This is a genomic window from Fictibacillus arsenicus (assembly GCF_001642935.1).
Lineage (GTDB): Bacteria > Bacillota > Bacilli > Bacillales > Fictibacillaceae > Fictibacillus > Fictibacillus arsenicus_B.
Window position 1 is genome coordinate 2,304,445 of the sequence record NZ_CP016761.1, and the last position, 24,808, is coordinate 2,329,252.

Consider the following 24,808-nt stretch of genomic DNA (forward strand, 5'->3'; position numbering starts at 1 on the left):
CAGCATGAGTGGAAGATAGAAAGTTAAACTGTTTGATGTTTTAAGATCTGAATTGCACAAAGTGAGTTTTCGCTGCTTAAATGAAATTTTACTGATGATAGTGATGCAGGAGAACAAAGCTGCCTCATAATGAACAATAAAAAAAGACCGTGAACGAATCACGGTCTTTTTGCCCTATGTATTAATTATTTTACAGCGTCCTTAAGGGCTTTCCCTGGTTTGAAAGCAGGAACTTTGCTTGCAGAGATTTCGATTTCTTGTCCAGTTTGCGGGTTGCGGCCTTTACGAGCTGCACGCTCACGAACTTCAAAGTTACCAAAACCGATAAGTTGCACCTTGCTTCCGCTTTGAAGAGTGCCAGTGATCGCTTCGAAAACAGCGTCAACTGCTTTAGATGCATCTTTCTTAGAAAGCTGAGCTTGCTCAGATACTGCGTTGATAAGATCAGTCTTGTTCATTCCATTCACCTCCTCTCAAGGAATTCTCTACAGGTATATCGGTAGTGAAATATTTTTTTAAAGTATTATTTTCATATGTAATATACAGGATTTTACTTATTATATCTGTAACAAGCCTTATATTATACGATTCGTTTAAAGAATTCAATCTTTTTTCGACGTTTTTAGCGATTTAACCCTTAAATTTCCTTATTTTTTGACCTTTTTTTACAAGAAAACAAGTTTAAAAGGTATAAAAGTCTACCTTTTTCCGAATCCTTTTTACTATTTTTATCATGGAATAAAAGTCCGTAATGTTTTAAGTGCAAGGTGTGTGACTCCTTCAGGAGCAACGTGTCAGGCTAAACCTCTAAATGCACGTTTTCAAGAAAGCCCATGCAGCATGCCCCGCGGAAAGCGAGCACCTGGAGCGGAGAACAACTACTTTCAACTACCCACAAAGTCATACACAAACAAGCTACATACATCTTTTGTTTATTGCATTAAATATATTGCTCCTTGAATAGTTGATTGGAGCAGAAGGTGCGAGACTCCGGCGGGCTCAGCGTGACAGGTGAGACACCTAATGGCGCAAAGTGCCTAGGTGGCTCACCGCATGCCCCGCGGAAAGCGAGCACCTGGAGCGGAGAACAACTACTTTCAAAACAGCTTAAAGAACCCACAAAAAAACACCAAAAAAAAGACTCCTGGTTATAGGAGTCTCAAAGTTATAAAATAATGGCAATTAAACCGCCTGATCCCTCATTAATAATACGTTCAAGCGTCTCTTTTAATTTATATCTTGCATTTTCCGGCATTAATGAAATCTTTCCTTGTATTCCTTCTCTTACAATAGAATTTAAGGAGCGTCCAAAGATATCAGAATTCCATATTGACAGTGGATCTTCTTCAAAATCCTGCATTAAATATCTTAGCATTTCTTCACTTTGTTTCTCTGTTCCAATAATCGGTGCGAATTCGGATTCCACATCAACTTTAATCATATGGATCGAAGGTGCGATAGCCTTAAGTCTAACCCCGAATCTGGAGCCCTGACGGATAATTTCCGGCTCATCCAAGCTCATATCGGTGATAGCAGGAGCAGCAATTCCATATCCAGTTTGCTTCACCATTCTTAGCGCATCTGCCACTTGATCATACTCTGTCTTTGCATACGCAAATTCCTGCATAAGTTGAAGAAGATGATCTTTTCCTCGAATTTCGACCCCAACAACCTCTTTTAAGATCTGATCGTACAAGTAATCCGGTGCAAAAAGATCGATTTCTGCAATCCCTTGCCCCATTTCAATCCCTGCTAGTCTTGCATCATCAATAAAGTCATAGTTTGCGAAGAAGCCTACCACTTTATCAACATCGCGCAGACGTTTAATATCTTGAACTGTTTCTCTTACTGCTTCTTCATAGCTTTCACGCAGCCAATGATTCTCTCTTAGCACCATTACCCAGCTTGGAAGATTCACATTTACTTCTAATACCGGGAACTCGTATAAAGCTTCACGAAGTACATTGTTAATATCGTGTTCCGTCATCCCCTCAACACTCATTGCAAGTACTGGAATGTCATACTTCTCACATAGTTCATTACGAAGCTGCTGTGTATCCGGATGGTGCGGATGAGTTGAATTGATCAGCATTATGAACGGTTTTCCTACCTCTTTTAACTCATTAACAACACGTTCTTCTGACTCTACATAATCATATCTTGGAATTTCTCCGATTGAGCCATCCGTAGTTACGACAACCCCAAGTGTTGAATGTTCTTGAATAACTTTCCTTGTTCCGATTTCAGCCGCTTCATGAAACGGAATCGGCTCGTCATACCAAGGTGTATGAATCATTCTAGGACCGTTTTCATCTTCGTACCCTTTTGCACTTGGAACAGCGTATCCAACACTGTCTACGAGACGGATATTTACATCAAGGCCTTCCCCAACATTAATCTTTACCGCATTGTTTGGAACAAATTTGGGTTCAGTGGTCATAATGGTGCGTCCAGCTGCACTTTGCGGCAATTCATCCTGAGCTCGCTGACGTTCTGCTTCATTTTCAATGTTAGGCAGGACTACTAGCTCCATAAATTTCTTAATGAATGTAGATTTACCCGTTCTTACTGCTCCTACTACTCCTAAGTAGATATCTCCGCCCGTCCTTTCGGCGATATCTTTAAAAATATCGATTTTTTCCATTCGTTTCCCTCCCGATCCAAATAAAGTTCCGGATGCTAGTCTTGGACAATACATCGTATGATTTTGTCCTATTGATTATGACAAAGGAACGGAAATTTTTATTGGAACCTCTTTTCTCTGTTGTATAGTTCCATTAAAACGGGAGGGCGCACTACTGTGCCTACCGATGAAACTATAAAGCTTGTTTCGTTATAAGGATTTCCAAAAAAAATCTCTCCGCCTTTTCTATGAATGTATTAGAAAAAGGGAGAGTTCATGCCTATTTTATAAAAAAAACAGGCTCATTGTTTTCGACTTTATAGGGAACTGAATAGACCGGTACAAAATAGGAATGTTCTGCTAGCAGATGGCGGATATCTTCGTGCTTGTCCAATTCATCTTTATAGCTCTCGATCGCAGGTTTTAAGTCTTTTCTATAATCTATAAAAATTTTTGCATCGCCGTTTACCATCATAGGCAATTTCTTGCCCGTAAAAGGGCTGGTAACGAAAGGATCTTTTTTAAATCCTAATTTTTTATAATCAAGCGTGTATCTTCCTTGTTCCTCAATCTTCTTAAACGGAGGATAACGGTGTTTATCCATATAGATGTTTAACGCAACCTGTACATCCTGAATTTTATCTGTTAAAACTAGATCTGCCAGTTTAACAGTTGGGTTTGTTTCGACATCTATCAGTACATATTGGAATGTTCCGCCTTTTTCATAAGAATTACCAGGCGGTTCCTGCATATATTTTGGAACGAGTTTATTAAAATCAATTAAATATTTTTGATAGATATCTGTGTCCGCTTCTTTTGTTTTAATAGGCAATACACCAGTATCTTTTTGAAAGTTGTCAACAGCCGTCTGTACAGCTGTGATCTGATCCTGATAAGGTATGCGGTTTTGCAGCTTTCGTTCTTCAGGATATAGACATCCTGAGAGAGTTAAAAGGATAAGCAGTAAAGGAATCAGCCATTTTTTTTGCAAATTGATCTCCTCCTCTACCCTTGTACAGGTCCGCTAAAAACGACGATTATAATTAGTATTCCAGCCACTATCATACAGATCCATGCGAAAAAAGAAACGGCTCCCTGTATAACGCCAGATAGTTTAGAACGGCTGAACATGATTGAAAAAACTGCAATAAACATTAGTCCGATGGCTGATAGTGCCACCCACATTTTCAATAAACCTTCACTCATATGTATCCTCCTTGTCCACAGCGTACATTATAGCATAATTTGATCTATTTCTTTAAACTTCATTTCGTATAGAAATAAAACTGGGCTTATCTCATACGCACTTCCTGGTCAGTTGACGTATTCCTTGCTTATAAAACAGTTTCAGCTAACGAAAGTGTGTTTTGGTGAAATACCCCTACGGGTAGTGAAACAAGAATTCCCACGGTAACATGCTATAATCCCACGTTAGTTTATTTTTTTCTCACATTAATTTAAATAATCACACGTTAATTGAAAAATAGCCACGAGTCGACACACCCTGACAAATTCCGCGCGTTAGATACCCCTCACCTCACGCTCATAAGACAAAAAAACACCCGGCAGCAACCGGGTGTTGGACTAAATACTCCTTTTTTTCGTTCATTAACTTATTAATCAGACGAAGAATAAACTGTTAACAGCTTTAATACAGCCGCCTATTTTCCTTCGAACATTTTAGATAGAGTTGCCAAATCTAGAGGGATGTTATTATTCAAAACAGCCTGAACGATCTGGTCTTCTTTCTGTTTCGTGACAGCTACCCCAGCCATAGAAGATACTTGGGAAATCAGCATTCGAATCGTGCGCTCATCACGTAAATTAGAACCGCTTACTGATTGTGCAAGTTTGAAAATATCGTCCTTTTTAACGCTCGTTTTTTTCTCGATCTTGTCAAAAAATTGTTGATCACGTTCCACCTGAAGTCCTCCTCCCACTTCCTTTTCATCCCTATCGTATGCAGCATTACAAGAAGGGTGAAAAGAAAAAAGGCGATTGCCTAAATATTTTTAGACACCCGCCTATTCGGACTAGCTTTTTAAGGATGAAACATCTTCAACTTCATGTGTTCGAGTTCGCTGCATCAGCTCATCTACGGCCTGCTTTGCGCCTTTGTTGTTAAAAAGGACATCGTAAAGCACTTGTGTGATCGGCATTTCAACTTGCTCTCTCTTGCTTAATTCGAAAGCGGCTTGGGTTGTTCTGACTCCTTCAACGACCATTCCCATATTATCAAGAACATCGTCGAGTGCCATCCCTTTTCCAAGCATATTGCCTGCACGCCAGTTTCTGCTATGTACACTCGTACAAGTTACAATTAAATCGCCAATACCCGTTAAACCTGAAAAAGTTAGAGGATTAGCTCCCATATGGGTTCCAAGACGTGCAATTTCCGCAAGTCCTCTGGTGATCAATGCTGCCTTAGCGTTATCTCCGTAGCCTAATCCATCAGATAGACCTGCCCCTAGAGCGATGATATTTTTTAGCGCACCGCCAAGCTCAACACCAATTACATCAGGGTTCGTGTAGACACGGAAATTTTGGTTAATAAACAAATCTTGAACTTTTTCTGCAGTTTCAATTTTTTCAGATGATACAGTAACAGTCGTTGGCTGTCTTAAAGAAACTTCCTCCGCGTGGCTTGGGCCCGAAAGCACAACCACTGCTTCTAGAAGCGACGCAGGCAGCTCTTCTTCAATGATCTCTGAAATTCTTTTATATGTACCAGGTTCAATACCTTTGCTCGCGTGAACGATCGTGACTTTACGAGTTAATGAATTCTTCAGCTGGCCGAGGACATCCCTCATCGCTTTTGTAGGAGTAACGAGAACGATGATATCTGCACCTTCTATACATTCTTCAAGCTTTACAGAAGCTTTTATACTTTTAGGAAGCTCAATACCAGGCAAGTATTTCTCGTTGCGATGTTCTTCATTAATCTCAGATACTTGTTCTTCTCTGCGTCCCCATAAGCGGACATTGTGACCATTATCAGCTAATACGATAGCAAGAGCTGTCCCCCAGCTTCCAGCCCCTAATACAGCAACATTATCCATTCATGTCACACTCCAAATTATTAAATTTTGCGTTCGGTCCCTTTTAGCAGCCTTTGTATATTTCCCCTATGACGCCAGACTGAAACTGCTGAGATACAACCGCCCGTTACAATCGCAAAAAATGGCAGGCTATAATGATACAGCATAAAGAAAGGTGTCAGGATTAAAAAGACGATCGAACCTAGAGAAACAAACCGGCTAATCCAAATCGTAAGAATAGCAATTATACCTGCTATTAGAGATGGAAAGAAAGATATAGCTGCAAAAACACCGATTGTTGTTGCAACTCCTTTCCCGCCCTTGAATCCAAAGAATACTGGGTAATTATGACCAATTACAGCTGCAAAGCCGCACAGTATTGCGATATTTGGACTAAATCCTAGCCATAATGGTACCAAAACAGATATTATCCCTTTCATACTGTCTAATAGCAAGACAGCGATGGCAGGTCCCTTTCCAAGCACTCGTAATGTGTTGGTGGCACCTGCATTGCCGCTTCCATGGTTTCTGATATCTTCATTTTTTATCAGCTTTGTAAGCAAATAACTAAAGCTGATGGAACCTAAACAATAAGATAATAAGATGAGGAGAATCCACATCATACTATTACCTTAATCATTTTTCTTTCTTGCAAAAATTTTGATTGGTGTACCGACAAACCCGAATGTTTCACGAATTCTGTTCTCTAAAAACCTCTTATAAGAGAAGTGGAAAAGCTCAGGATCATTAACGAAAATAACAAATGTAGGCGGTTTAGAAGCTACTTGAGTTGCATAGTTTATCTTTAACCGTTTTCCATTATCCATCGGTGCAGGATTCATCGCAACTGCATCCATGATAACCTCATTTAATATGTTCGTCTGAACTCTTAATGAATGGTTTTCGGCAACCTGATTAATCACCGGGAATAGATGATGAAGTCTCTGTTTCGTTAATGCAGATACGAAAACGATCGGTGCATAAGATAAGTAAAGGAAATGATCACGGATCTTCTGCTCGAATTTCTGCATCGTTTTATCATCTTTTTCGATGGCATCCCATTTATTCACTACAATAACGACCGCTTTTCCTGCTTCATGAGCAAAGCCAGCGACTTTTTTATCCTGCTCGATGATGCCTTCTTCTGCATCAATGACCATCAAGACGACATCTGAACGTTCAATCGCTTTCATAGCTCGCATAACGCTGTATTTTTCAGTAGTCTCGTATACTTTTCCGCGCTTGCGCATTCCAGCTGTATCGATAATTACATATTTTTGATCTTCCTTCTCAAAACTGGAATCAATTGCATCACGAGTTGTACCTGCAATGTTGCTTACAATAACGCGTTCTTTTCCTAAAATTGCGTTTACTAAAGAGGATTTACCTACATTCGGTCTGCCGATTAATGAGAAATAAATCGTGTCATCGTCTTTTTCTTCTTCAACAGTTTCAGGAAAATGACTGACAACTTGATCCAGAAGATCTCCAAGTCCGATTCCATGAGTACCAGACACACCAATCGGTTCACCCATTCCTAGACTGTAAAATTCATATAACAATTCTTTTCTTTCCGGGTTATCAATTTTGTTCACACCTAAAACAACAGGCTTTTTTGAACGGAAAAGCATTTTGGCTACTTCTTCATCGGCTGCTGTAATTCCATTCATGCCATCTACTAAGAACAAGATAACATCGGCTTCTTCAATAGCTAGTTCTGCTTGTTCCTTCATCTGGCTCATAAACGGTGCATCACTAATTTCTATTCCACCTGTATCGATCAAGTTAAATTCGGTATTCAGCCATTCGGCGGAACTATAGATACGGTCACGGGTAACACCTGGCATATCTTCTACAATGGATATGCGGTCACCGGCAATTCTGTTAAATATAGTAGATTTCCCTACATTTGGTCTTCCTACTATAGCTAAAACTGGTTTAGTCATGTTTGACACTTCCCTTTTTTTCCTGATCAAATCAATCATTTCTTTATGAATTCATCATTACTTTGTTAAATTACAATAAAATTAGACAAGTCCACTTATTTTAGCAAATTCTTGAGATCTTAGACAACTTAATAATAATAGGTTTCCATCAAATCGGCTTTGCTGGATTAACCTTTTTATAAGAGACGCGCCTTAATTTTTTGAACATATCTACCAATATTACCATACAAAATAGAATCATTGTAGTGGAAGCAAGCAAATCCAATACAAACATCGAACCTATTTCTAAATATCCTGTAAGTCTTAAGATCAATAACTGATATAATGAATCTCCAATAAAAATACCGATTAAGGGGACATAAAATAAATCAATATTTCTTTTTAAAATAAGAAACAGCATAGCTGCTAGAAAAATAATCAACAAATACTTTTTATCGATGAACAGTTTAGCGGGATCATACAGCGCAAAAATCTGAAGCATTACATAGCTTACTGCTATAATAAAACTTACTGCTAAATAATAGAGGAGCTCACCTGTACTGCGGATAACATGAACAAGCCCTATGATTAAAAAGTAAGCAAAAGCTGCGTTAATTGTACCCAATGAAAATGAAATATCATAACCAGACAATATTATGCCTGGAAGCAAAATGAAAATCACTGTATTTCTGAATTGATTTTTTTCAAATAAGAAGGTTGTTACGACCCAGCCGATCCACATGAACCAATAAAAAAGTATGCCATCATTCATGAATTTCACCTCGATAGCATTATGCCACTTTCCTCACCCGCTTAACCTCTATAAAGAAAACTTGACTGACGTCAAGCCTTTCTTGTCAGCCATAGTAGCGCTTATACTATCCACATAAACTTGTTGCCACATCGAAAATCATCGTGCTAACAAGTTATACTTTCTGAAAGTGTAAAAAAAGCCCCCGATTAAAATCGGGAGCTTTCAAATAAAATTACTTGTACCCTTTTAGCTGGTCACCAATCATCTCAGCTAACGAAAAACCTTTTTCTTCTTTTGGAAGGTTTTGTTTAAGGTTTTCTTTTTCTTTTTCATCTTGAACAGCTTTCATACTTAAGCTCATTCTTTTTTCTTTGCTGTTGACATCAAGCACTTTAACAGATACTTGCTGTCCTTCTTTAACAACTTCACTCGGGTTTCCGATATGGCGGTTTGCCATCTCTGAAATGTGCACGAGCCCTTCAATCCCAGGTGCCACTTCAACAAATGCACCAAAAGCAACGATTCGTTTCACTGTACCTTCAATGACACTTCCAGGTGTAATAGAAGAACTAGCTTCTTCCCACGGTCCAGGCTGTGTTTCTTTAATTGAAAGCGAAATTCTGTCATTATCGCGGTCTACAGAAAGTACTTTTACTTTAACTGTTTGACCTTCGCTTAATACTTCTGAAGGGTTATCTACACGATTATGAGAAAGCTGTGATACATGGACTAATCCGTCGACTCCGCCAATATCCACAAAGGCGCCAAAGTCCGTTAGACGCTGAACTTTACCTTCAATGATTTCTCCTGGAGCTAGGCTGTCTAAGATCTCTTGCTTTCTTCCCGCTTCTTCCTCTTCAGTTACAGCACGGTGTGATAATATTACACGCCCTTTTTCAGTATCAAGCTCCACAATTTTAACCGAAAGCTTCTTACTTTTGTAATCTGAAAAGTCTTCTACAAAATGAGATTCAACCATTGAAGCAGGAATAAATGCACGTACCCCTAAATCTACAACGAGTCCGCCTTTTACTACATCGTGAACTGTAACTTCAAACGATTCTTTCGCGTCGTATTTTTCTTGTAGCTCTGACCAGGATTTTTCACTGTCTACCGCTTTTTTAGATACAAGTAGCTTGTCCTCTGTATGAGAAAGCACTTTAACAGTGATTTGATCTCCTTCATTTAACACATCACTTACCTTTTCAATAAAAAGACTCGAAACCTCATTAATTGGTAAAAATGCGTCTTGTTTAGCGCTGATATCAACTAACGCGTGTTTGTCTTCTACTTTCAAAACCGTACCTTTAACGATTTCGCCTGATTCAGCTTGGGTAGCATTTGTTAAACTCGTGCTCATTTCCTCTGTCATGTTCGTGGCCTCCTCAAAAAATTAAAAAATAATTTATTGAACTTTCGCTTTGAAAGAACATTAACATTGTAAAGAACAAACCTATTCGTTATCTTTTTTCAATTGTGCTATATGTTTCATTATAAGCTCTGTAGCTTCTTTAGCGGAAGCTTTTTGCTCGCGTAAATGTGTGAAGTCTATCGGCTTGCCAAAGATAATTTTTAAGCTTTTGCCCTTTTTATACTGGCCTACTATTGCACAAGGGACGATATGTGCTTCGGATTTAAGTGCAAAGAACCCTGCACCTGCCAAACCCTCACCGATCTCACCTGTTTTGCTTCTTGTCCCTTCAGGAAAGAGGCCTACTACCTTTCCTTCTTTTAAAAGGTTCATGCCTGTTTTTAAAGCCGTCTTATCGCTCATTCCTCTTTTTACAGGAAACGCATTAATTTTTGGCATTATATGTTTTAATACTGGGACCGAAAAGAGTTCTGCTTTTGCCATGAAGTGAACTTCCCTTGGTGAAGCAACTCCAACAAGTGGAGGGTCATAGTTGTGAATATGATTTGTACACAGCAAAACCCCGCCAGCATCCGGCATATTTTCTGCCCCGATTATTTCAGGTTTAAAAGAACTATTAAAATAAGTACCGCAAAGCCATTTTCCGAAAGAATAAAGCTTCATATTAACGTGCCCTTTCCTCTGCAAAATTAAGAATGCTTGAGACTACTTCTTCGATGGTCATGCTCGTTGTATCTAGTTCAATAGCATCTTCTGCTTTTCTTAATGGAGCAGCTTCTCTTTCGCTGTCTCTTTTGTCTCGAAGTGAAATTTCACTTTTTAACAATTCAAAATCTGCCGGGAATCCTTTTGCAAGATTTTCTTCATATCTTCTGCGAGCGCGTTCATCTACTGACGCGATCAAGAAGATTTTCAGTTCAGCATTAGGCATCACATGTGTACCGATATCCCGGCCATCCATTACTACTCCGCCTGATTCAGCAAGCTGCTGCTGTCTTTTCACCATTTCAATCCGTACTTCTTTTTGCCGGGCAACAAAAGAAACATTATTTGTTACTTCTGCTGACCTGATTGCTTCTGATACGTCTTTTCCATCAAGATATACAGCTTGACCTGTTTCTGTCTTCACCAATTCGATCTGTGTTGTTTGAAGAACTGATTCAAGAGCGATTCCATCATTTAAATCTGCCCCTAAGGAAAGAGCTTTATAAGTTAATGCCCTGTACATGGCACCAGTGTCAATATAAATAAAAGAAAGGCGCTCAGCTACTTGCTTTGCTACCGTACTTTTTCCTGCACCCGCAGGGCCATCAATGGCAATCGATAATAATTTTTTCATGTTTCCTCCTACCCCATACCTATGACAATGCATACATAGCAATAAAAGCAGGTAAACTTCCCCCTGCTTTTTTCTGTACATAATCTGAAAATGACAGATTAATTCTATATCTATCTTATCACAATTCTTGCTTAACGGTCTATCGTTTCCAAAGCAGGTTCTCTTTCACCTTTTATGACACCTTCATAATAAATGCTTTTATTCGTATACATTTTAAACGAAGGGATTTCTAAAAAAACTTGTGCGATCAATAATAATATAAAATGAACGATAGCAAGCTGAATTAATAACCTGTCTAACCTTTTAATCTTAGTCACCTTCTTTTCGGGAGTAGTATTCCCCGAAAAAAGATAGCTATTCTAAATAGTTGTTTCCTTTTTTTTCATTAAAAGCTGCTGTTCAAAACAAAATCTTATAATATGCTGTCTTGATTTTTGATCAATTGATTCGAACTGGAGCGGTGCCCTTTGTCTATCCTTCGCATGTCCATCTAAGATCCTCAATACTTTACATTGAAGATCCAGGTAAATTTTCTCACCTGATTGCATTGGAAGAACAGTTAAACATTCCAGCATATCTCCTTTTGACACATTATGTTTTACCGGAAGAGATAAAAGCATTCCCCCAGCACTAAGGTCAAGCACCACAGAATTAAATGGAGGGTATGAATCATCCACATTGCTCACCGCTGTATCCAATAAGGTTTCTACCCGGACAAACTCTCTTCGCTGTATCTTATGTATCTCTTCCTCTTTGGGAGAGGCAATTATTAATACTGGTATCTTCTCAATCTTCCTGCCCAGCAGTTCTGTGCGAAATGTAAAAACATTCTTTTCCTTATCCACAAATGATGCTTTAAACTGCGTGCCATCAAAAAAATATTCTGTACGATTTGTTATTTCATTACTTGGATAATCGATATAAATCCGATCATCTTTCACTTCACAAATCTTGCACCTGTATTTATCCTTTTTATCTGAAAATAACGGTTGCAAATATAACGGTTCCCCAACAGCAATCATAAAATCTTCCCCCAAAATTGCGTTTCATTAGCCTTTCCCTTATTATGACAGTTATTAAAAAAAAGAAAAAGCAAAATTTCAAAAAGCGAAATTTTGCTTCTTTTATTTGGATCATTTCTAAAAGATTGTTGCTTTATCATTTATTTGTAGTTTCTTCTTGCCAAGTTGATTGGAGCGGAAGGTGCGAGAATCCTGCGGGATCAGCGGACAGGTGAGACTCCTAAGGGCGCAAAGCGCGAAGAGGCTCACCGCACGCCCCGCGGAAAGCGAGCACCTGTAGCGGAAATCAACCACTTCAAATTGAAACAAAGTTTACGAAAACAGCCTTTTATTTAGATCTCATTATAAGAAGGTTCTGCTTCTTTCAGCTTTTTAACTTCTTCTTCGTTTCCATTCTCTGCATTGATGAAAACTTGATAGGTTTCATTTCCAAGTACCCCTAGGAATTCATAGCAGAAAACCTCTTCATTAATATCATTTCTTATCAATGCTTTGCTTACTTCTTTTACTTCAAACTTCGGATTCAGATTTGTTCTTGCTTCTTTCTCCGTAATTTTGAATTCTGGAATTCGTCTATCCTGATGAGCCAACAGGAAGTCAGTCCCTTCATAACCCATAATATCACCGTTATCGAGGGCGACTTTTACAGTAACCACTTCTGGATAGATTCGCACATCGTCTTCAAGCCTTGCATAGGTGAATACAGCAATATTGTCATATTGATCACTCGATACCATTTCCATCTTGCTCTCCATGTGCTTTTTTAAGAAGTCTTCAGCCTGGAACATGGCATCATTCAGTGATATTTTCGGCTTGCCTACACTGCGGTCATAGAGCACGTAAAGCGGGTAACCGCCTTTCTGTGTAATGTCCATATAAGTTGTACCTTTAGTATCTGGGTTGTAAAGTGTCAGTGAATAAGCATCGTATTTCGCATCTTTACCTGATTTTTCAACTGTTATCTTTACGTTTTTCTTAAGATCGAAAAACTCGATAGCAATCTTTTTAGCATCTTCTTTCGTAATCTTTTTCCCTTTTAACTGACTTAGATCACGGTTTTTCATCTTCATCATGTTAGATACTTCAGAACCGAAATTCACTTCTGAATATCCTTCAACATTCTTATCTACTGTTTTAAAACCATCGATTATCGTATTATCTTCCTGCGTTTTATTTGTTGCTAACGCCATCTCTACATCCATCCAGCGGAGATTGTTCTTTTGAGCCAATGATTCTGTTCTGCGCAGTTCATTCTGAATTTCTGTTGCGTTAGCGTACAAGTCCTTCAAAGTCTTATATTCTTTATCAGATAATGGATTTTTATCTAAATCTCGAACTGCTGTTCTGTAACTGAATTCTCCCATTTTAGCTAAGAATTCTTCTGTTTTATTAAAAGGAAGCAGCGCTAATGGGAGCTGTCCTACATCATTATTAGCTTCAGATGTTAATCTCCAAACTTGAGCTAATGCAGGTGAAAGCTGGTTTCTGGAGTTCATAGCCAGCGTTTCTCCAATCTTGTCGTGAAGTGCATCAACATGGAAGTTCAGATCATGGAAAGCCCGCTGATAGTTATTTTCCGCCTGCAGAAGAACAGCATTCTTTTCTTGGTGCTCTGTATAGCCCCAATATCCTGTCCCTGCTACAGCAACGAACAACAGTGCAATAAGGATTGTGCGTATCATTATATGTTCACCCCTTTATTAGTTACAAAAAATGTGCTTTCCGATTTTCTTGATTTGAGGACGTCCCCAGATCCAGCCTGAAGTTGCTGTATCAGGGTTAAAGTAATATATGGCTTCACCCGTTGGATCCCAACCATTTAATGCATCCATAACAGCTTTTTTCGCCTGCTTATTCGGGGTTAAGTAAATCTGTCCGTCCGCAACTGCCGTAAAAGCACCTGGTTCAAATATTACACCTGAGACTGTTTTAGGAAATTGAGAATCCTCCACACGGTTAATAATTACGGCAGCAACTGCTACCTGTCCGATATAAGGCTCGCCCCTTGCTTCACCGTATACAGCATTGGCCATCAAACTAATATCATTCTGTGAGTATCCATCTGGAATATTTTTCGCAGGTTTTACTTGTGCCGGCTTAGCTGTAGCTTTTCCTCCGCCCGCTCCGCCTTGTGCAGTGCCTTTTTTAGCTGCTCCGCCTTTAGCACCTCCGCTTTTCGTCTGTTTGCTCTTTGGAACTCCTCCATAGTATGAAAATTTATTTCCTGAATTAATTTGCTTTGTCACCCAGGCTTTGTCATACTTTGAAGCTTTCACAAGTTTTTGCTTTGCTTTAGCTCCCGCTAAGCCGTCTATATCCATACCAAATTCATATTGAAAGTTTCGTAATGCCCAATAGGTTCTCCATCCAAAAACACCGTCAATGTTTCCTGTGTAAAAGCCTAGATATTGAAGACGGGATTGAAGTTCTACTACATCGTCTCCAGTTGCTCCTTTTTGTATGACTTGGTTCGAAAACGCATGTGCATTGTTTTGACCAAATCCAGCAAATAACCCAAAACAAAGGGCGATTGCAAAAAATGCTCCCTTTATGTAAGCTGAATTTCTTTTCATGAGAAAGTTAGCCTCCTGTAATTTTAATCTCCATTTCTTGTTATACATGTATCATTTGTAATCCGGTTTTTTTTATTCAATTTCAAAGTCTCATTGTAGAAGAAAACAAAAAAAAGACCGGTTAAATACCAGTCTTAGCATCTGCGTTTCGATATGGATTTAATGATGAATTAGCAATCCTTACTTTTCTTAAGGCGAACCACCATAAGAAAATCATGAACGGGAACATATAGAAGAAGATATACTTGGTGCTTGATAGAAGCAAGAAATTAAATGTTCCATGAAGAAGAACAGGGATTATTAGTGAAAGACTTAAATAAATGACTTGTTTCTTTCCGGATGAAAATTTCCCTTTCCCTAGATAAAAGCCCATGATAACACCAAACAATGCGTGCCCACTTACTGGAAGAAGGGCACGGATCAATGCTTCTTCGATCCCGAACGTATACAGATAAAAAATGTTTTCCAATGATGCAAAGCCGAGTGATAATGCAGTTGCATATACAATTCCATCATATGGTTCATTAAATTCTTCATGAAGGTACGCACCATAAAAAACTAAGAACCACTTTAAAAATTCCTCAAGAGCTCCGCTGACTAAAAAGGCATCAGCAAATAAAGGAACGTTCATCTCTTCCTTAAATCCAAATTGCAGGACCGTTACAGGAAATACGAGAAGAACTCCAAATATATAGACCTTTACTACTAACGATAAAGGTTCAGTTTCATATTTATCCTTAAGGTAAAAAAATGATAATAGAGCAATAGCCGGAGCCACCGCTGCAGAAATTACAGCTAGCATGTCCTGCCTCTTTTCTACTGTTTTTTTCTATCGTAACATGATATTTTAAGAAGTGGAATAGAGAACAATAAGAACAAGGAGGGCGGCAATATTGAAAAAAATATTATTGATTCATACAGGCGGAACAATAGCAATGGAAGAGAATAAGAACACAGGCGGTGTCAATACGAAAGAGACACATCCACTTGAAGCCACAATCTCAGAACTGTCTGATATAGCCGAAATCGTGGTAAAGAACTACGTTAACCTGCCTTCTCCTCATATTACCCCTTTTCACATGCTTGAACTTGCTTCGTTTATTAAGGAGCAGACAGAAGCAGATCGATATGATGGGCTAGTAATCACACATGGTACAGATACTTTGGAAGAGACAGCTTACGTTCTTGACCTGATTTTAGAAACTCCGATTCCTGTCATCGTTACTGGGGCAATGAGATCCAGCAACGAACACGGCTCTGATGGACCTTATAATCTCATTTCGTCTGTAAGAGTTGCCTGCGAGCATCAATCATTAGGCAAAGGTGTTCTGGTCGTATTTAATGATGAAATCCACGCTGCTAAAAACGTGACAAAGACGCATACAAGCAACATCGCTACTTTTCAAAGCCCGCAGTATGGACCAATTGGAATCGTTACAAAAAGAGGAGTACTCTTTCATCATACCCCTCTCCGTTCAAGCCAGTTTCAAGTAAAACATTTTTCTAAAAACGTCATATTATTAAAAGCTTATGCAGGAATGGATGGAGAATTGATAAATGCTGCATCAAAATCTGCTGACGGTGTTGTGATCGAAGCACTCGGGCAGGGTAATTTGCCTCCTGCTACTGTTCCCGCAATTAAAGAGCTTATCTCACGGCAGATACCTGTTGTACTCGTTTCCAGATGCTTCAATGGAATTGCACAGGACATTTATTCCTATGAAGGCGGCGGCAAACATTTGAAAGAGCTCGGTGTCATCTTTTCTAATGGTTTGAACGGACAAAAAGCTCGTCTTAAACTTATGATCGCACTGGAAATTACTAATTCTGCTGAAAAGCTGCAGCAGCTGTTTCTTGAGTAATTAATGATAAAAAAGCCGAAATCCAAATGGATTATCGGCTTTTTTCTCTATCTAGAATCGTATTAGCTACCATTTCTCCATGAAATCTTCCATTTTCTATAAAGATCTCATTAGCATTGTTTCCTGCTGCGATTACACCTGCTATGAATAATCCTTCCACATTTGTTTCCATGGTTTCCTCAGAATAATAAGGACGTCCTGTTTTAGAATCAATGTTTACACCCATCTTTGAAATAAAATCGTGATCTGGATGATAACCGGTCATAGCAAACACAGCATGAAAAGGGAAATATTTTTCTTCATCCTTTATATCAACAAAGATTCCTTCTTCAGTAATCGCTTTGACACAAGCGTTAAAAGTCATTTTTATGGTTCCTGCTTTTTCGCACGCTTCAAATTCTGGAAGCACCCAGGGTTTTATACTTTGAGAATACCCACTGCCTCTATAAAAAACGTGAGGGCGTGCTCCTGCTTTCTCCAGCTCCAAAGCGGCATCGATCGCAGAATTTTTACCCCCAATTACTGCAACATCCAAATCATAGTATGGGTGACCTTCTTTAAAATAATGATGAACATGAGGCAAGTCTTCTCCCTTAATGTTCATCATATTAGGATTATCATAGTAGCCAGTTGCAATAATTACATATTTTGCTTCATATTGAATTTCCTCATTTTTCCGATTAACGGCAGCTATCGTAAACGCACCATTGTTATTCTTAACTACAGATTCTGCCCTCATAAAAGTATGAATATTAAGCTTATTCCGTTTAACCACTTCTCTATAATAAGTTAACGCATGAATTCTGTTAGGTTTTCGCTGTTCATGAACAAAGGGGAAATCCCCTATTTCCAGCTTTTCGCTCGAACTAAAAAAGGTTTGATGTGTAGGATACTTATAAATCGTATTAACCACATTTCCCTTTTCTATCACACAATAGGTTATGCCTTTCTTCTGCAATGCCACTGCAGCTGCTAAGCCGCATGGACCGCCTCCAATTATGCAAACATCTATCTTCACTTCTTCACCACTCCAAAAAAACGTCATGTCTTTATTTTTGCCTAAGAAAAAATCTCCTATCATCATATGATAGGAGATTTGCTCTTGGTTTGTAAAGAAAACCAGACCTTATGGCTAGAGGTGAATTATTAAATCCAGCCTCTGAAACGGGAAGCCTCAGCCATCTTACGAACACCGACCATATAAGCCGCAAGTCTCATGTTAACTTTTCTGTTCATAGCTGTTGTATAAACCGTATCAAACGATTTAACCATCACTTTTTCAAGCTTCTCTTCAACTTCTTCTTCAGTCCAATAGTATCCTTGGTTGTTTTGAACCCATTCAAAGTAAGAAACTGTTACTCCGCCAGCACTTGCTAATACGTCAGGTACAAGCAGGACTCCTCTTTCTGATAAGATTCGAGTTGCTTCAAGAGTTGTCGGCCCATTTGCTGCCTCTACAACAATTGTTGCTTTAATCTGGTTAGCATTTTTCTCTGTAATCTGATTTTCGATCGCAGCAGGCACTAAAATATCGCAATCAAGTTCTAACAGTTCTTGATTTGTTATTGTGTCTTTAAATAATTTAGTAACCGTACCAAAGCTGTCTCTTCTCTCAAGCAGATAATCGATATCAAGTCCTTCAGGGTCATGAAGACCTCCATAAGCATCTGAAATCGCGATAACTTTCGCTCCAGCATCGTGCATGAATTTAGCAAGGAAGCTTCCTGCATTACCAAATCCCTGTACAACGACGCGAGCGCCTTCAAGCTGAATACCTTTTTTTGCAGCAGCTTCTCGAATACAGATCGTAACACCTTTTGCCGTAGCTGTTTCACGTCCGTGAGATCCACCAAGTACAAGAGGTTTGCCAGTGATAAAACCAGGTGAGTCAAACTCTCTGATTCTGCTGTATTCATCCATCATCCAAGCCATAATCTGCGAATTTGTAAATACATCAGGAGCAGGGATATCTTTTGTAGGTCCTACAAGCTGACTGATAGCTCGTACATATCCGCGGCTCAATCTTTCAAGCTCTCTGAAAGACATCGTACGCGGATCACAGATGATTCCGCCTTTACCGCCGCCGTATGGCAGATCTACAATTCCTGCTTTTAAACTCATCCAAATTGATAGCGCTTTAACTTCTGTTTCTGATACATTCGGATGAAAACGAACGCCGCCCTTTGTTGGACCAACAGCATCATTATGCTGGGCACGATATCCTGTAAAAATTGTAGTGCTTCCATCATCCATTTTAACCGGTATGCGGACAGTAAGCATACGGATCGGTTCTTTAAGCAACTCAAAAACTTCGGAAGAATATCCTAATTTATCGAGCGCATCCGCGATCACGGATTGCGTGGATTTGAGCACATTGTCATTTTCATGATGATTGTCGGATTTTTGGTCTGTAGTATTTTGGGCTGTCATTTGTTTACCTCCCATATTTGTCACCTCTAAAGTTTAGTCAAGCTTCAGTGACAGTATACACCTTTGCAAGACTGTTGAGAAGAAAAATTTAGTGAATTTCACCTAAAAAGAAAACGCTTTCTTAATCACATACTGTTACGAAAATACCTAATATTCTGCCAATATACCTATAACCATTGTCTGTCGAATTTTAAAGAGATATACCCCACCATTCTTAATACAGATGGGGTATTGATTTAATCACTATTTCTTTAATGATAGCTCGATTAATTTTTCAATCATAGCAGGATAATCCATGCCTATTTCCTTAGCTGCATCTGGGAAAAGACTTGTCGGTGTCATACCAGGCAGTGTGTTCACTTCTAAAATAACAGGCTCTGTGCCATCGTAAGGAACGATAAAATCTACACGGGAATATACTTCGCACCCTAGAACTTCGTGAGCAATAACAGCCTGCTTCTGTAAAAGTGCCGTTGTTTCTTCATCTAATCTCGCAGGAACATAGTGTATGCTTCCACCCTCAGCATATTTCGATTCATAATCATAATAGGCATTTTTAGGCTCAATCTCTACGACCGGCAATGCTTGCATATGGCCGTGTTCACCCATAACAGCAACTGTTACCTCTTTCCCGCTTACAAATTGTTCTACAAGGACAGTATCATCATGCATGAATGCCTCAGCGATCCCTTTAAGAAGTTCTTCCCTGTTTTGAGCAATTGTTAACCCTATTGTTGATCCTTCTCTATTTGGCTTAACTACAGCAGGAAAATCGAAAGATAATTCTGTCTGATCTTCTTTATAAGATTTTTTGTATAATACCTTTTCTTTTGCTATATTAATGCCTGCTTCTTTAAAGAACTGTTTTGATTTTGCTTTATCCATTGCAATCCCTGAAGCTAAAGCCCCAGATCCTACATACGGGATATTCAACATATCTAAAAGTCCTTGAAGACGTCCGTCCTCACCATACTTACCGTGAAGTCCCAAAAAGACAACATCTGCTTCTATATCGAGCAACTCATGTAATCGTGATGGATGAAAATCGATACCAATAACGTCATGTCCCTTGCTTTCAAGAGCAGCAATAATTTGTTTTCCTGTAGATAGTGATACTTCCCGTTCAGCAGATACCCCGCCATATAAGACTGCAATTTTCATTAATGGTCACTCCTAGCCCAAAAGTTTATGTATTTATTATATTCCCTGACCTTTTTACTGTTCAGCGGTTAAAAAATTATTACTAATCATAACACGATTTTTCGGAAATCAGGAAGGTGAAATATAAATGAGGACGCAGAAATTTTGCGCCCTCCTTCCTGTTTTTGTTATTTAAAATAACGATGAAGCTCTTTTACAGCTTCAGCCTTCATTAGTTCTTTTCCATATTCGATTACTCTATAGCTTGTAATTGTTGAGGAACTTCCGAATTCAGCAAGAATTGCAATAAATAGATCCAGATTAAGTGGTTTAACTTCTTCCTCTTCAAACTTTAAGTAAAAATGATTATTAAAAGAGAACAATCTGCCACCCTTTATTTCTAGGGAATGAAGACGATTCGCCAATAGAATTACATCTTCAAAGGATGAAAATTCATAAAAAATTTCATCATTCTCATCCAAGGTAACTTGCATCTCTATATAATCTTCATCATATTCCTCTTCCAGATCATACTCATTGATACCTTTTGTAACAATAACAACCATACCTTGAGCAGGAAGTGAAAATACTTCAACCGCAATAGGACCGTCAGCTTTAAACCCTACCTCATCATCAGCTTCAGTCATCATATCACGGAAAAGCTGATGCACTTTCGGAATGTCCTGCCATATTTCTTCTTTTGAAATACCACGTTCATTCAAATCATCAAAAGTTAGGAAGATCTTTATTTTATTATAGGTTAACCGTTCTACCCGCATCTCTGGTCCCCCTTACGATCGGCGCTATTATGTCTTAATTACAATATATGAGTTTGTGATAAGTTGGTGATAAACAAACAAGCCAATTATAGCGTACATCATTATTTATTTTTAAGTCTCTTAGAAATCCAGTCTTCCCATTCTGCTTTTGTGCTGCCGATTAACAGATCACTATATGTCCCCCTAACTTCTGAAGACAGGTGGCTTACAGCAGATCCACCCACTCCAAAAGAAGTTTCAGGGAACTTCCCAAGAAGATTTTCAGCCCATCTTAATGTTTTTGTTGCTGGCTCCACTATGGTACACGATAAAAATACCATCCTAGGTTCTACTTCTTTTATTACAACCTCAAAATCTTTCTCTGGAATTCCGTGACCCAAATAGATCACTTCGAACCCTTTCCTTCTTAAAAACAGCGTAAACATCTGGAGACCTAATTCATGTTCCTCGTCTATACCGCAGCCTGCAATAACCTTAGGCAAATACGGGTCTGAAGGAAGCCATTGCATAAGTTGTCCTATTTTAGTCCGTAAAAAGGATGAAGTAAAGTGTTCGTGAGCAACTGTTATTTTTTGATCTTCCCAAAGATGGCCTACCTGTACTAATAATGTACCCAAAATATCAATTATGACTTTTTCCAAATTATACATGCTGAATGCCTGACTTAATAGATCGTTAGCTTTCTTTTCCTGAAATGAAAGCAAAGCATCTAAAATCATATTAGACATTTCAGCAGCACGATCAGTATTTTCAATTGAAAAAGGTGCAGGTTCTTTATAGAGTTCCCCATTCTGGGCAACGTCGACCGCTTGGCTAATTGTGAATCCTTGATTAACTTTATTCACTAGCCATTTTAATATGTATACTTGTTCATCGGTATATAATCGGTGTCCAGCTTCATTCCGATGAGGCTGAACAATAGAATAGCGTCTTTCCCAGGCTCTAAGTGTACCAGCTTGTATGCCGAGCATTTTGGAGACCGCTTTAATGTTGTACTTCCCTTCACAAGACATCTGCACTTCCTCCAAAAAATAAGTTAAGAAGAGTATATCTGAAAAAACATTGTACTGTAAACTTTTTGCCTTAATTCAGAGTAATCAGATGTGCTTCACAAGGCGCTCCAAATCGAAGAGGCAAATGCGTTGCACCAAATCCGTTGCTGACTAAAAGCTTATAATATCCTTCATCGTACCATCCGCCTCTTTTGGCGATTCCTAGTGGCCCCAGCCTGATCTGGCCACCGTGTGTATGTCCTGACAGCACTAAACGAATCTGATACTCTTTCTTAATTTTCCTGGATATATCTGGATTGTGACTAATAAGGATACGGCATGAAGAACTGCAATTCATTACGGCATCTTCCAATCTGTCTTTTCCGAAAGAAAGATCGTTTATCCCAGCAATATCAAGAACTTCATTATTTCTTTTCAAAGAAATACATGTATTATCTAAAATGATTGCACCATTATCTGATATAGTGTTCTTTAAATAATTTATATCTACATCATAATCATTGTTTCCCCATACAAAATGAACAGGTCCAATTTTAGACAGCATCTTTATATTATCTTCCACTCTGTCCATCGGAACTCCTTTTTCCACCAAGTCCCCTCCGATAATTACAATGTCTGCTTTTTTTGCTTTTTCAACAAGTTTAATTGTAATCGTTCTTCGATGGACGTCTGAAATGAAAAAGATTTTAAAATTCTTAAAAGAAACAGGGAGTTTGTCTATGTTTACCGTATCTATACTGACACGATTTCTGTGTGCTTCAATATACATATATAGTAAAAGTGTAAATGCAGCTAATAAAAAAATGTAAATCATTATTGCCTCCTGCAAATGTTTAAATGATCATACACAGAACTGTTTCAGCTCATAAATTGAATAAATGCGGCGATAATTTTTTGAATATTTAAAAAGTATTAGTTGAAAAATTTGTAAATTTAACGTATGATTATTTACAAGAATAACAAAAATTTAGAGAGGAATAACATCATGACATTAACTAAATTAAAGAACAAATCTCTCGTTACTGACCTTGATTTATCATATAGCATGCGACTTGGTTTACCTATTGAAGTGTACTGCCCGGAAACACACCAGACCATTGCCTTTGGCAGAATAGATCACTTCTGTGAAATGACAGTAATGATACAAGGTCAGCGCCACGATAGAGATTCAGTTTTATTTTTCGGCTGTCCATGCCAGTAACCTTCTATTTGTGAAAGATATTAATGTTGTATTCTTTTTTCATAAATTCAAATACGATATGCCTCTGATTCCATTGTTCCTCATCGCTCCACCATTCTTCATTTCGGTCAATAAAATCTGAACGGATCGCTTCGAAATCATCATCTGCTTTTTTGTACTTTTTTTTCATCCAAATCATTTGAAAACTAGAGAAAATAATAAATATTGTACAGATCCAAACCATCTCATCTCCAAAAATCAGGGTTAACGGATTTTCAAAGGATGATGCATCAGGAAGTTTAAAAAAATAGAGATAAACAAAGGTAGCAATTACAACAAAGATCATTGACGATCCCCATTGATTAATTGCTTTTTTCCATCTGTCTTTTTCTGCTTTCTTTTCTACAAGCTGGGCTAAAACGATGCTTGTCAGCTCATTAACAAAAGGCTTTATCCTCCAGTGACTCAATGCGTTCATACACAAAACCTCCTGTAGAATAACTATGCCTATACAAGCAGATTCATTCTTTTTAAAATGCTGTTTTGGTATACTTTGTTGCTCTTAAAAGTGGTTAATTTCCGCTCCAGGATTGTCACTTTCCGCGAGGCGTGCGGTGAGCTCCCTCGGCGCGTTGCGCCATTAGAAGTCTCACCTACAAGGAAGTTTGTATGGTCGCATGCCTTGCAAGAAGTATAATCAGTTGGCTGGCACGCAGGAGTCTCGCACCTTGCTCTCCAATCAACTTGCAATTGAAGAAATTGAAAATGACCAAAAGCACAATCATTTAGAGAAGTGCCTTCTAACAAATAAAGACCGTCAAGAATCCATTATGTTCCTGACGGTTTTTATCGTTCGATCTCAACTTGCTCAACACCCTTTTTATCTTCACTATGGACCGGTGTGGATATTTTTTGTGACCAATATTGATAAGTCACAGTCAGACCGATCAATAAAATAAAAGTAAACAGCAGAAGCCTCGTTAGCCAAAACATAGAAATTTTTCGCTGTTTCTGGTTATTCTCTTTCTTTTTTTTGACCTCTTTTTTCTTTCCATGCACTTCACTCCTGGAAGGAAGTGTACTCGTTTGAATTTCGCTTAAGTCAGCGGCTTTTATTCTAAGATTCTCTGCCTGATCTTTCTCCATTAAAGTCACACTCCATTCTCGGTGTCTTTTTTGCCTTTTTTATGTTCTCTGGCAATCCAGCAGCCTGAAATAAAATCAATTAAGTAATGAGCAAAAAAAGGAACCCAGATTGTTCCAGATATCTCATATAATAGCCCTAACCAAAAACTTAAAAGGGTCACAATACTGAATAATAATGGCTTTTTAATGTACCTGACATGAAGAAGTGAAAAGATAAGGCTTGTAATAACTAAACCTAATAAAGGTTGTAAGACCCCGCGAAAAAGCCATTCCTCTGCAAATGCAATAATACCTGTCAAAATAAAGATATGAGGATATGACAGAGAACTGAAGATTTTATCATTAATCCCGCCATCATCCAAATAATGATCAGGAAGCCTTTTTTTTAATTCTATAGATAAAAATGGTAAAAACAATCCGGTTGCTCCGGCTAAAAGCAGATATTTATTCGTTAGGGGAATATCCATATTCCACGGAAAAGAAACATCAAAGAAAAAAGCAATTCCAATAGCGATAACTAAAAATAAACCTTGTGAGATATAAACATTCACTAATAATTCTTTTGGAGTAAAATCATCAATCAACTTTCCTTCTTGGGAATTATTCATAATT

At 38.4% G+C, this 24,808-nt stretch carries 28 protein-coding genes; 2 read left to right on the forward strand and 26 right to left on the reverse strand.

The annotated features are described in order from the left end of the window. Positions 1 to 185: 185 nt before the first annotated feature. The 17 genes from ABE41_RS11875 to prsW all read right to left on the reverse strand — a co-directional run bounded on the left by ABE41_RS11875 (position 186) and on the right by prsW (position 15,448). A complete protein-coding gene (locus tag ABE41_RS11875) occupies positions 186 to 458 on the reverse strand; it encodes an HU family DNA-binding protein (protein ID WP_066290474.1) in 273 nt (90 codons plus the stop codon). Positions 459 to 1,165: 707 nt separating this feature from the next. Beyond that, positions 1,166 to 2,644 (reverse strand): stage IV sporulation protein A, encoded by a 1,479-nt coding sequence (gene spoIVA, locus ABE41_RS11880; protein ID WP_066290479.1) that lies wholly within the window; start codon positions 2,642 to 2,644, stop codon positions 1,166 to 1,168. A 259-nt stretch (positions 2,645 to 2,903) separates the two neighbouring features. Next, complete coding sequence (locus ABE41_RS11885) at positions 2,904 to 3,614, reverse strand: hypothetical protein (RefSeq protein WP_066290481.1); 711 nt, start codon at positions 3,612 to 3,614, stop codon at positions 2,904 to 2,906. 14 nt (positions 3,615 to 3,628) lie between these two features. After that, complete coding sequence (locus ABE41_RS11890) at positions 3,629 to 3,829, reverse strand: DUF2768 domain-containing protein (protein WP_066290484.1); 201 nt, start codon at positions 3,827 to 3,829, stop codon at positions 3,629 to 3,631. Positions 3,830 to 4,284: 455 nt separating this feature from the next. Continuing rightward, positions 4,285 to 4,545 (reverse strand): stage VI sporulation protein F, encoded by a 261-nt coding sequence (locus ABE41_RS11895; protein ID WP_066290486.1) that lies wholly within the window; start codon positions 4,543 to 4,545, stop codon positions 4,285 to 4,287. A 111-nt stretch (positions 4,546 to 4,656) separates the two neighbouring features. Further along, positions 4,657 to 5,682, reverse strand: coding sequence for an NAD(P)H-dependent glycerol-3-phosphate dehydrogenase (locus ABE41_RS11900; protein ID WP_066290489.1), 1,026 nt, complete (start codon positions 5,680 to 5,682; stop codon positions 4,657 to 4,659). 20 nt (positions 5,683 to 5,702) lie between these two features. Beyond that, complete coding sequence (gene plsY, locus ABE41_RS11905) at positions 5,703 to 6,284, reverse strand: glycerol-3-phosphate 1-O-acyltransferase PlsY (protein ID WP_066290491.1); 582 nt, start codon at positions 6,282 to 6,284, stop codon at positions 5,703 to 5,705. Positions 6,285 to 6,293: 9 nt separating this feature from the next. Then, on the reverse strand, positions 6,294 to 7,607 hold the full coding sequence (gene der / locus ABE41_RS11910) for a ribosome biogenesis GTPase Der (protein ID WP_066290493.1): 1,314 nt from the start codon (positions 7,605 to 7,607) through the stop codon (positions 6,294 to 6,296). Between the two features lie 148 nt (positions 7,608 to 7,755). Beyond that, a complete protein-coding gene (locus tag ABE41_RS11915; RefSeq protein WP_066290509.1) occupies positions 7,756 to 8,358 on the reverse strand; it encodes a YphA family membrane protein in 603 nt (200 codons plus the stop codon). Positions 8,359 to 8,572: 214 nt separating this feature from the next. Beyond that, positions 8,573 to 9,712 (reverse strand): 30S ribosomal protein S1, encoded by a 1,140-nt coding sequence (gene rpsA / locus ABE41_RS11920; RefSeq protein ID WP_066290511.1) that lies wholly within the window; start codon positions 9,710 to 9,712, stop codon positions 8,573 to 8,575. Positions 9,713 to 9,793: 81 nt separating this feature from the next. Further along, the gene (locus ABE41_RS11925; protein ID WP_066290513.1) at positions 9,794 to 10,375 is read right to left on the reverse strand and encodes a lysophospholipid acyltransferase family protein; all 582 of its coding nucleotides are present in this window, start codon (positions 10,373 to 10,375) and stop codon (positions 9,794 to 9,796) included. 1 nt (position 10,376) lies between these two features. Then, the gene (gene cmk / locus ABE41_RS11930) at positions 10,377 to 11,051 is read right to left on the reverse strand and encodes a (d)CMP kinase (RefSeq protein ID WP_066290516.1); all 675 of its coding nucleotides are present in this window, start codon (positions 11,049 to 11,051) and stop codon (positions 10,377 to 10,379) included. Between the two features lie 131 nt (positions 11,052 to 11,182). After that, positions 11,183 to 11,368 (reverse strand): DUF5359 family protein, encoded by a 186-nt coding sequence (locus tag ABE41_RS11935; RefSeq protein ID WP_066290524.1) that lies wholly within the window; start codon positions 11,366 to 11,368, stop codon positions 11,183 to 11,185. 42 nt (positions 11,369 to 11,410) lie between these two features. Continuing rightward, on the reverse strand, positions 11,411 to 12,073 hold the full coding sequence (locus tag ABE41_RS11940) for a flagellar brake protein (protein WP_066290532.1): 663 nt from the start codon (positions 12,071 to 12,073) through the stop codon (positions 11,411 to 11,413). Between the two features lie 332 nt (positions 12,074 to 12,405). Next, the gene (gene ypeB / locus ABE41_RS11945) at positions 12,406 to 13,755 is read right to left on the reverse strand and encodes a germination protein YpeB (RefSeq protein WP_066290533.1); all 1,350 of its coding nucleotides are present in this window, start codon (positions 13,753 to 13,755) and stop codon (positions 12,406 to 12,408) included. A gap of 18 nt (positions 13,756 to 13,773) precedes the next feature. After that, positions 13,774 to 14,646 carry a spore cortex-lytic enzyme gene (sleB, locus tag ABE41_RS11950; protein ID WP_066290534.1) on the reverse strand — a complete coding sequence of 291 codons (873 nt, stop codon included), beginning with the start codon at positions 14,644 to 14,646 and terminating at the stop codon, positions 13,774 to 13,776. 121 nt (positions 14,647 to 14,767) lie between these two features. Next, positions 14,768 to 15,448 carry a glutamic-type intramembrane protease PrsW gene (gene prsW / locus ABE41_RS11955; protein WP_066290537.1) on the reverse strand — a complete coding sequence of 227 codons (681 nt, stop codon included), beginning with the start codon at positions 15,446 to 15,448 and terminating at the stop codon, positions 14,768 to 14,770. A gap of 91 nt (positions 15,449 to 15,539) precedes the next feature. On the opposite strand from prsW, the gene ABE41_RS11960 reads away from it, so the two are divergent. Then, positions 15,540 to 16,508 (forward strand): asparaginase, encoded by a 969-nt coding sequence (locus ABE41_RS11960; RefSeq protein ID WP_066290538.1) that lies wholly within the window; start codon positions 15,540 to 15,542, stop codon positions 16,506 to 16,508. A 31-nt stretch (positions 16,509 to 16,539) separates the two neighbouring features. On the opposite strand, the gene ABE41_RS11965 is transcribed toward ABE41_RS11960, so the two are convergent. The 6 genes from ABE41_RS11965 to ABE41_RS11990 form a co-directional block, all read right to left on the reverse strand. Continuing rightward, a complete protein-coding gene (locus tag ABE41_RS11965; protein ID WP_066294813.1) occupies positions 16,540 to 17,553 on the reverse strand; it encodes a YpdA family putative bacillithiol disulfide reductase in 1,014 nt (337 codons plus the stop codon). 101 nt (positions 17,554 to 17,654) lie between these two features. Next, complete coding sequence (locus ABE41_RS11970; RefSeq protein ID WP_066290539.1) at positions 17,655 to 18,938, reverse strand: Glu/Leu/Phe/Val family dehydrogenase; 1,284 nt, start codon at positions 18,936 to 18,938, stop codon at positions 17,655 to 17,657. A 243-nt stretch (positions 18,939 to 19,181) separates the two neighbouring features. Beyond that, positions 19,182 to 20,099: a D-alanine--D-alanine ligase family protein gene (locus ABE41_RS11975; protein WP_066290541.1), complete on the reverse strand. Its 918-nt coding sequence runs from the start codon at positions 20,097 to 20,099 to the stop codon at positions 19,182 to 19,184. 167 nt (positions 20,100 to 20,266) lie between these two features. Continuing rightward, positions 20,267 to 20,857 carry a genetic competence negative regulator gene (locus ABE41_RS11980; protein ID WP_066290545.1) on the reverse strand — a complete coding sequence of 197 codons (591 nt, stop codon included), beginning with the start codon at positions 20,855 to 20,857 and terminating at the stop codon, positions 20,267 to 20,269. 101 nt (positions 20,858 to 20,958) lie between these two features. Then, positions 20,959 to 21,870, reverse strand: a complete 912-nt coding sequence (locus ABE41_RS11985) for a MerR family transcriptional regulator (protein WP_066290548.1) — start codon at positions 21,868 to 21,870, stop codon at positions 20,959 to 20,961. Between the two features lie 70 nt (positions 21,871 to 21,940). Continuing rightward, positions 21,941 to 22,684: a metallophosphoesterase gene (locus ABE41_RS11990; RefSeq protein WP_083207781.1), complete on the reverse strand. Its 744-nt coding sequence runs from the start codon at positions 22,682 to 22,684 to the stop codon at positions 21,941 to 21,943. A 171-nt stretch (positions 22,685 to 22,855) separates the two neighbouring features. Here ABE41_RS11990 and ABE41_RS21250 point away from each other — a divergent pair, with 171 nt between their 5' ends. Beyond that, positions 22,856 to 23,071, forward strand: coding sequence for a hypothetical protein (locus ABE41_RS21250; protein ID WP_083207782.1), 216 nt, complete (start codon positions 22,856 to 22,858; stop codon positions 23,069 to 23,071). A 4-nt stretch (positions 23,072 to 23,075) separates the two neighbouring features. Here the strand turns inward: ABE41_RS21250 and ABE41_RS11995 are convergent, their stop codons facing one another. From ABE41_RS11995 to ABE41_RS12005, 3 genes are all read right to left on the reverse strand, one after another. Next, positions 23,076 to 23,528, reverse strand: a complete 453-nt coding sequence (locus ABE41_RS11995; protein WP_066290550.1) for a DUF2663 family protein — start codon at positions 23,526 to 23,528, stop codon at positions 23,076 to 23,078. Positions 23,529 to 23,896: 368 nt separating this feature from the next. Beyond that, complete coding sequence (locus ABE41_RS12000) at positions 23,897 to 24,196, reverse strand: hypothetical protein (RefSeq protein WP_066290551.1); 300 nt, start codon at positions 24,194 to 24,196, stop codon at positions 23,897 to 23,899. A 5-nt stretch (positions 24,197 to 24,201) separates the two neighbouring features. Beyond that, a complete protein-coding gene (locus tag ABE41_RS12005) occupies positions 24,202 to 24,804 on the reverse strand; it encodes a CPBP family intramembrane glutamic endopeptidase (protein WP_066290554.1) in 603 nt (200 codons plus the stop codon). Positions 24,805 to 24,808 lie beyond the last annotated feature (4 nt).

Bases quoted from the DNA above. Each gene is read 5' to 3' on its own strand.
- ABE41_RS11875 (WP_066290474.1), bottom strand. From the start codon at position 458: ATGAACAAGACTGATCTTATCAACGCAGTATCTGAGCAAGCTCAGCTT.
- ABE41_RS11965 (WP_066294813.1), bottom strand. From the start codon at position 17,553: ATGACGTTTTTTTGGAGTGGTGAAGAAGTGAAGATAGATGTTTGCATA.
- ABE41_RS21250 (WP_083207782.1), top strand. From the start codon at position 22,856: ATGACATTAACTAAATTAAAGAACAAATCTCTCGTTACTGACCTTGAT.
- ypeB (WP_066290533.1), bottom strand. From the start codon at position 13,755: ATGATACGCACAATCCTTATTGCACTGTTGTTCGTTGCTGTAGCAGGG.
- ABE41_RS11975 (WP_066290541.1), bottom strand. From the start codon at position 20,099: ATGAAAATTGCAGTCTTATATGGCGGGGTATCTGCTGAACGGGAAGTA.
- rpsA (WP_066290511.1), bottom strand. From the start codon at position 9,712: ATGACAGAGGAAATGAGCACGAGTTTAACAAATGCTACCCAAGCTGAA.
- ABE41_RS11915 (WP_066290509.1), bottom strand. From the start codon at position 8,358: ATGAATGATGGCATACTTTTTTATTGGTTCATGTGGATCGGCTGGGTC.
- ABE41_RS11970 (WP_066290539.1), bottom strand. From the start codon at position 18,938: ATGACAGCCCAAAATACTACAGACCAAAAATCCGACAATCATCATGAA.
- ABE41_RS11900 (WP_066290489.1), bottom strand. From the start codon at position 5,682: ATGGATAATGTTGCTGTATTAGGGGCTGGAAGCTGGGGGACAGCTCTT.
- ABE41_RS11980 (WP_066290545.1), bottom strand. From the start codon at position 20,857: ATGCGGGTAGAACGGTTAACCTATAATAAAATAAAGATCTTCCTAACT.
- spoIVA (WP_066290479.1), bottom strand. From the start codon at position 2,644: ATGGAAAAAATCGATATTTTTAAAGATATCGCCGAAAGGACGGGCGGA.
- ABE41_RS12005 (WP_066290554.1), bottom strand. From the start codon at position 24,804: ATGAATAATTCCCAAGAAGGAAAGTTGATTGATGATTTTACTCCAAAA.
- ABE41_RS11940 (WP_066290532.1), bottom strand. From the start codon at position 12,073: ATGATTGCTGTTGGGGAACCGTTATATTTGCAACCGTTATTTTCAGAT.
- ABE41_RS11995 (WP_066290550.1), bottom strand. From the start codon at position 23,528: ATGAACGCATTGAGTCACTGGAGGATAAAGCCTTTTGTTAATGAGCTG.
- ABE41_RS12000 (WP_066290551.1), bottom strand. From the start codon at position 24,196: ATGGAGAAAGATCAGGCAGAGAATCTTAGAATAAAAGCCGCTGACTTA.
- prsW (WP_066290537.1), bottom strand. From the start codon at position 15,448: ATGCTAGCTGTAATTTCTGCAGCGGTGGCTCCGGCTATTGCTCTATTA.
- der (WP_066290493.1), bottom strand. From the start codon at position 7,607: ATGACTAAACCAGTTTTAGCTATAGTAGGAAGACCAAATGTAGGGAAA.
- plsY (WP_066290491.1), bottom strand. From the start codon at position 6,284: ATGATGTGGATTCTCCTCATCTTATTATCTTATTGTTTAGGTTCCATC.
- ABE41_RS11985 (WP_066290548.1), bottom strand. From the start codon at position 21,870: ATGTCTTGTGAAGGGAAGTACAACATTAAAGCGGTCTCCAAAATGCTC.
- ABE41_RS11925 (WP_066290513.1), bottom strand. From the start codon at position 10,375: ATGAAGCTTTATTCTTTCGGAAAATGGCTTTGCGGTACTTATTTTAAT.
- ABE41_RS11990 (WP_083207781.1), bottom strand. From the start codon at position 22,684: ATGATTTACATTTTTTTATTAGCTGCATTTACACTTTTACTATATATG.
- ABE41_RS11890 (WP_066290484.1), bottom strand. From the start codon at position 3,829: ATGAGTGAAGGTTTATTGAAAATGTGGGTGGCACTATCAGCCATCGGA.
- sleB (WP_066290534.1), bottom strand. From the start codon at position 14,646: ATGAAAAGAAATTCAGCTTACATAAAGGGAGCATTTTTTGCAATCGCC.
- cmk (WP_066290516.1), bottom strand. From the start codon at position 11,051: ATGAAAAAATTATTATCGATTGCCATTGATGGCCCTGCGGGTGCAGGA.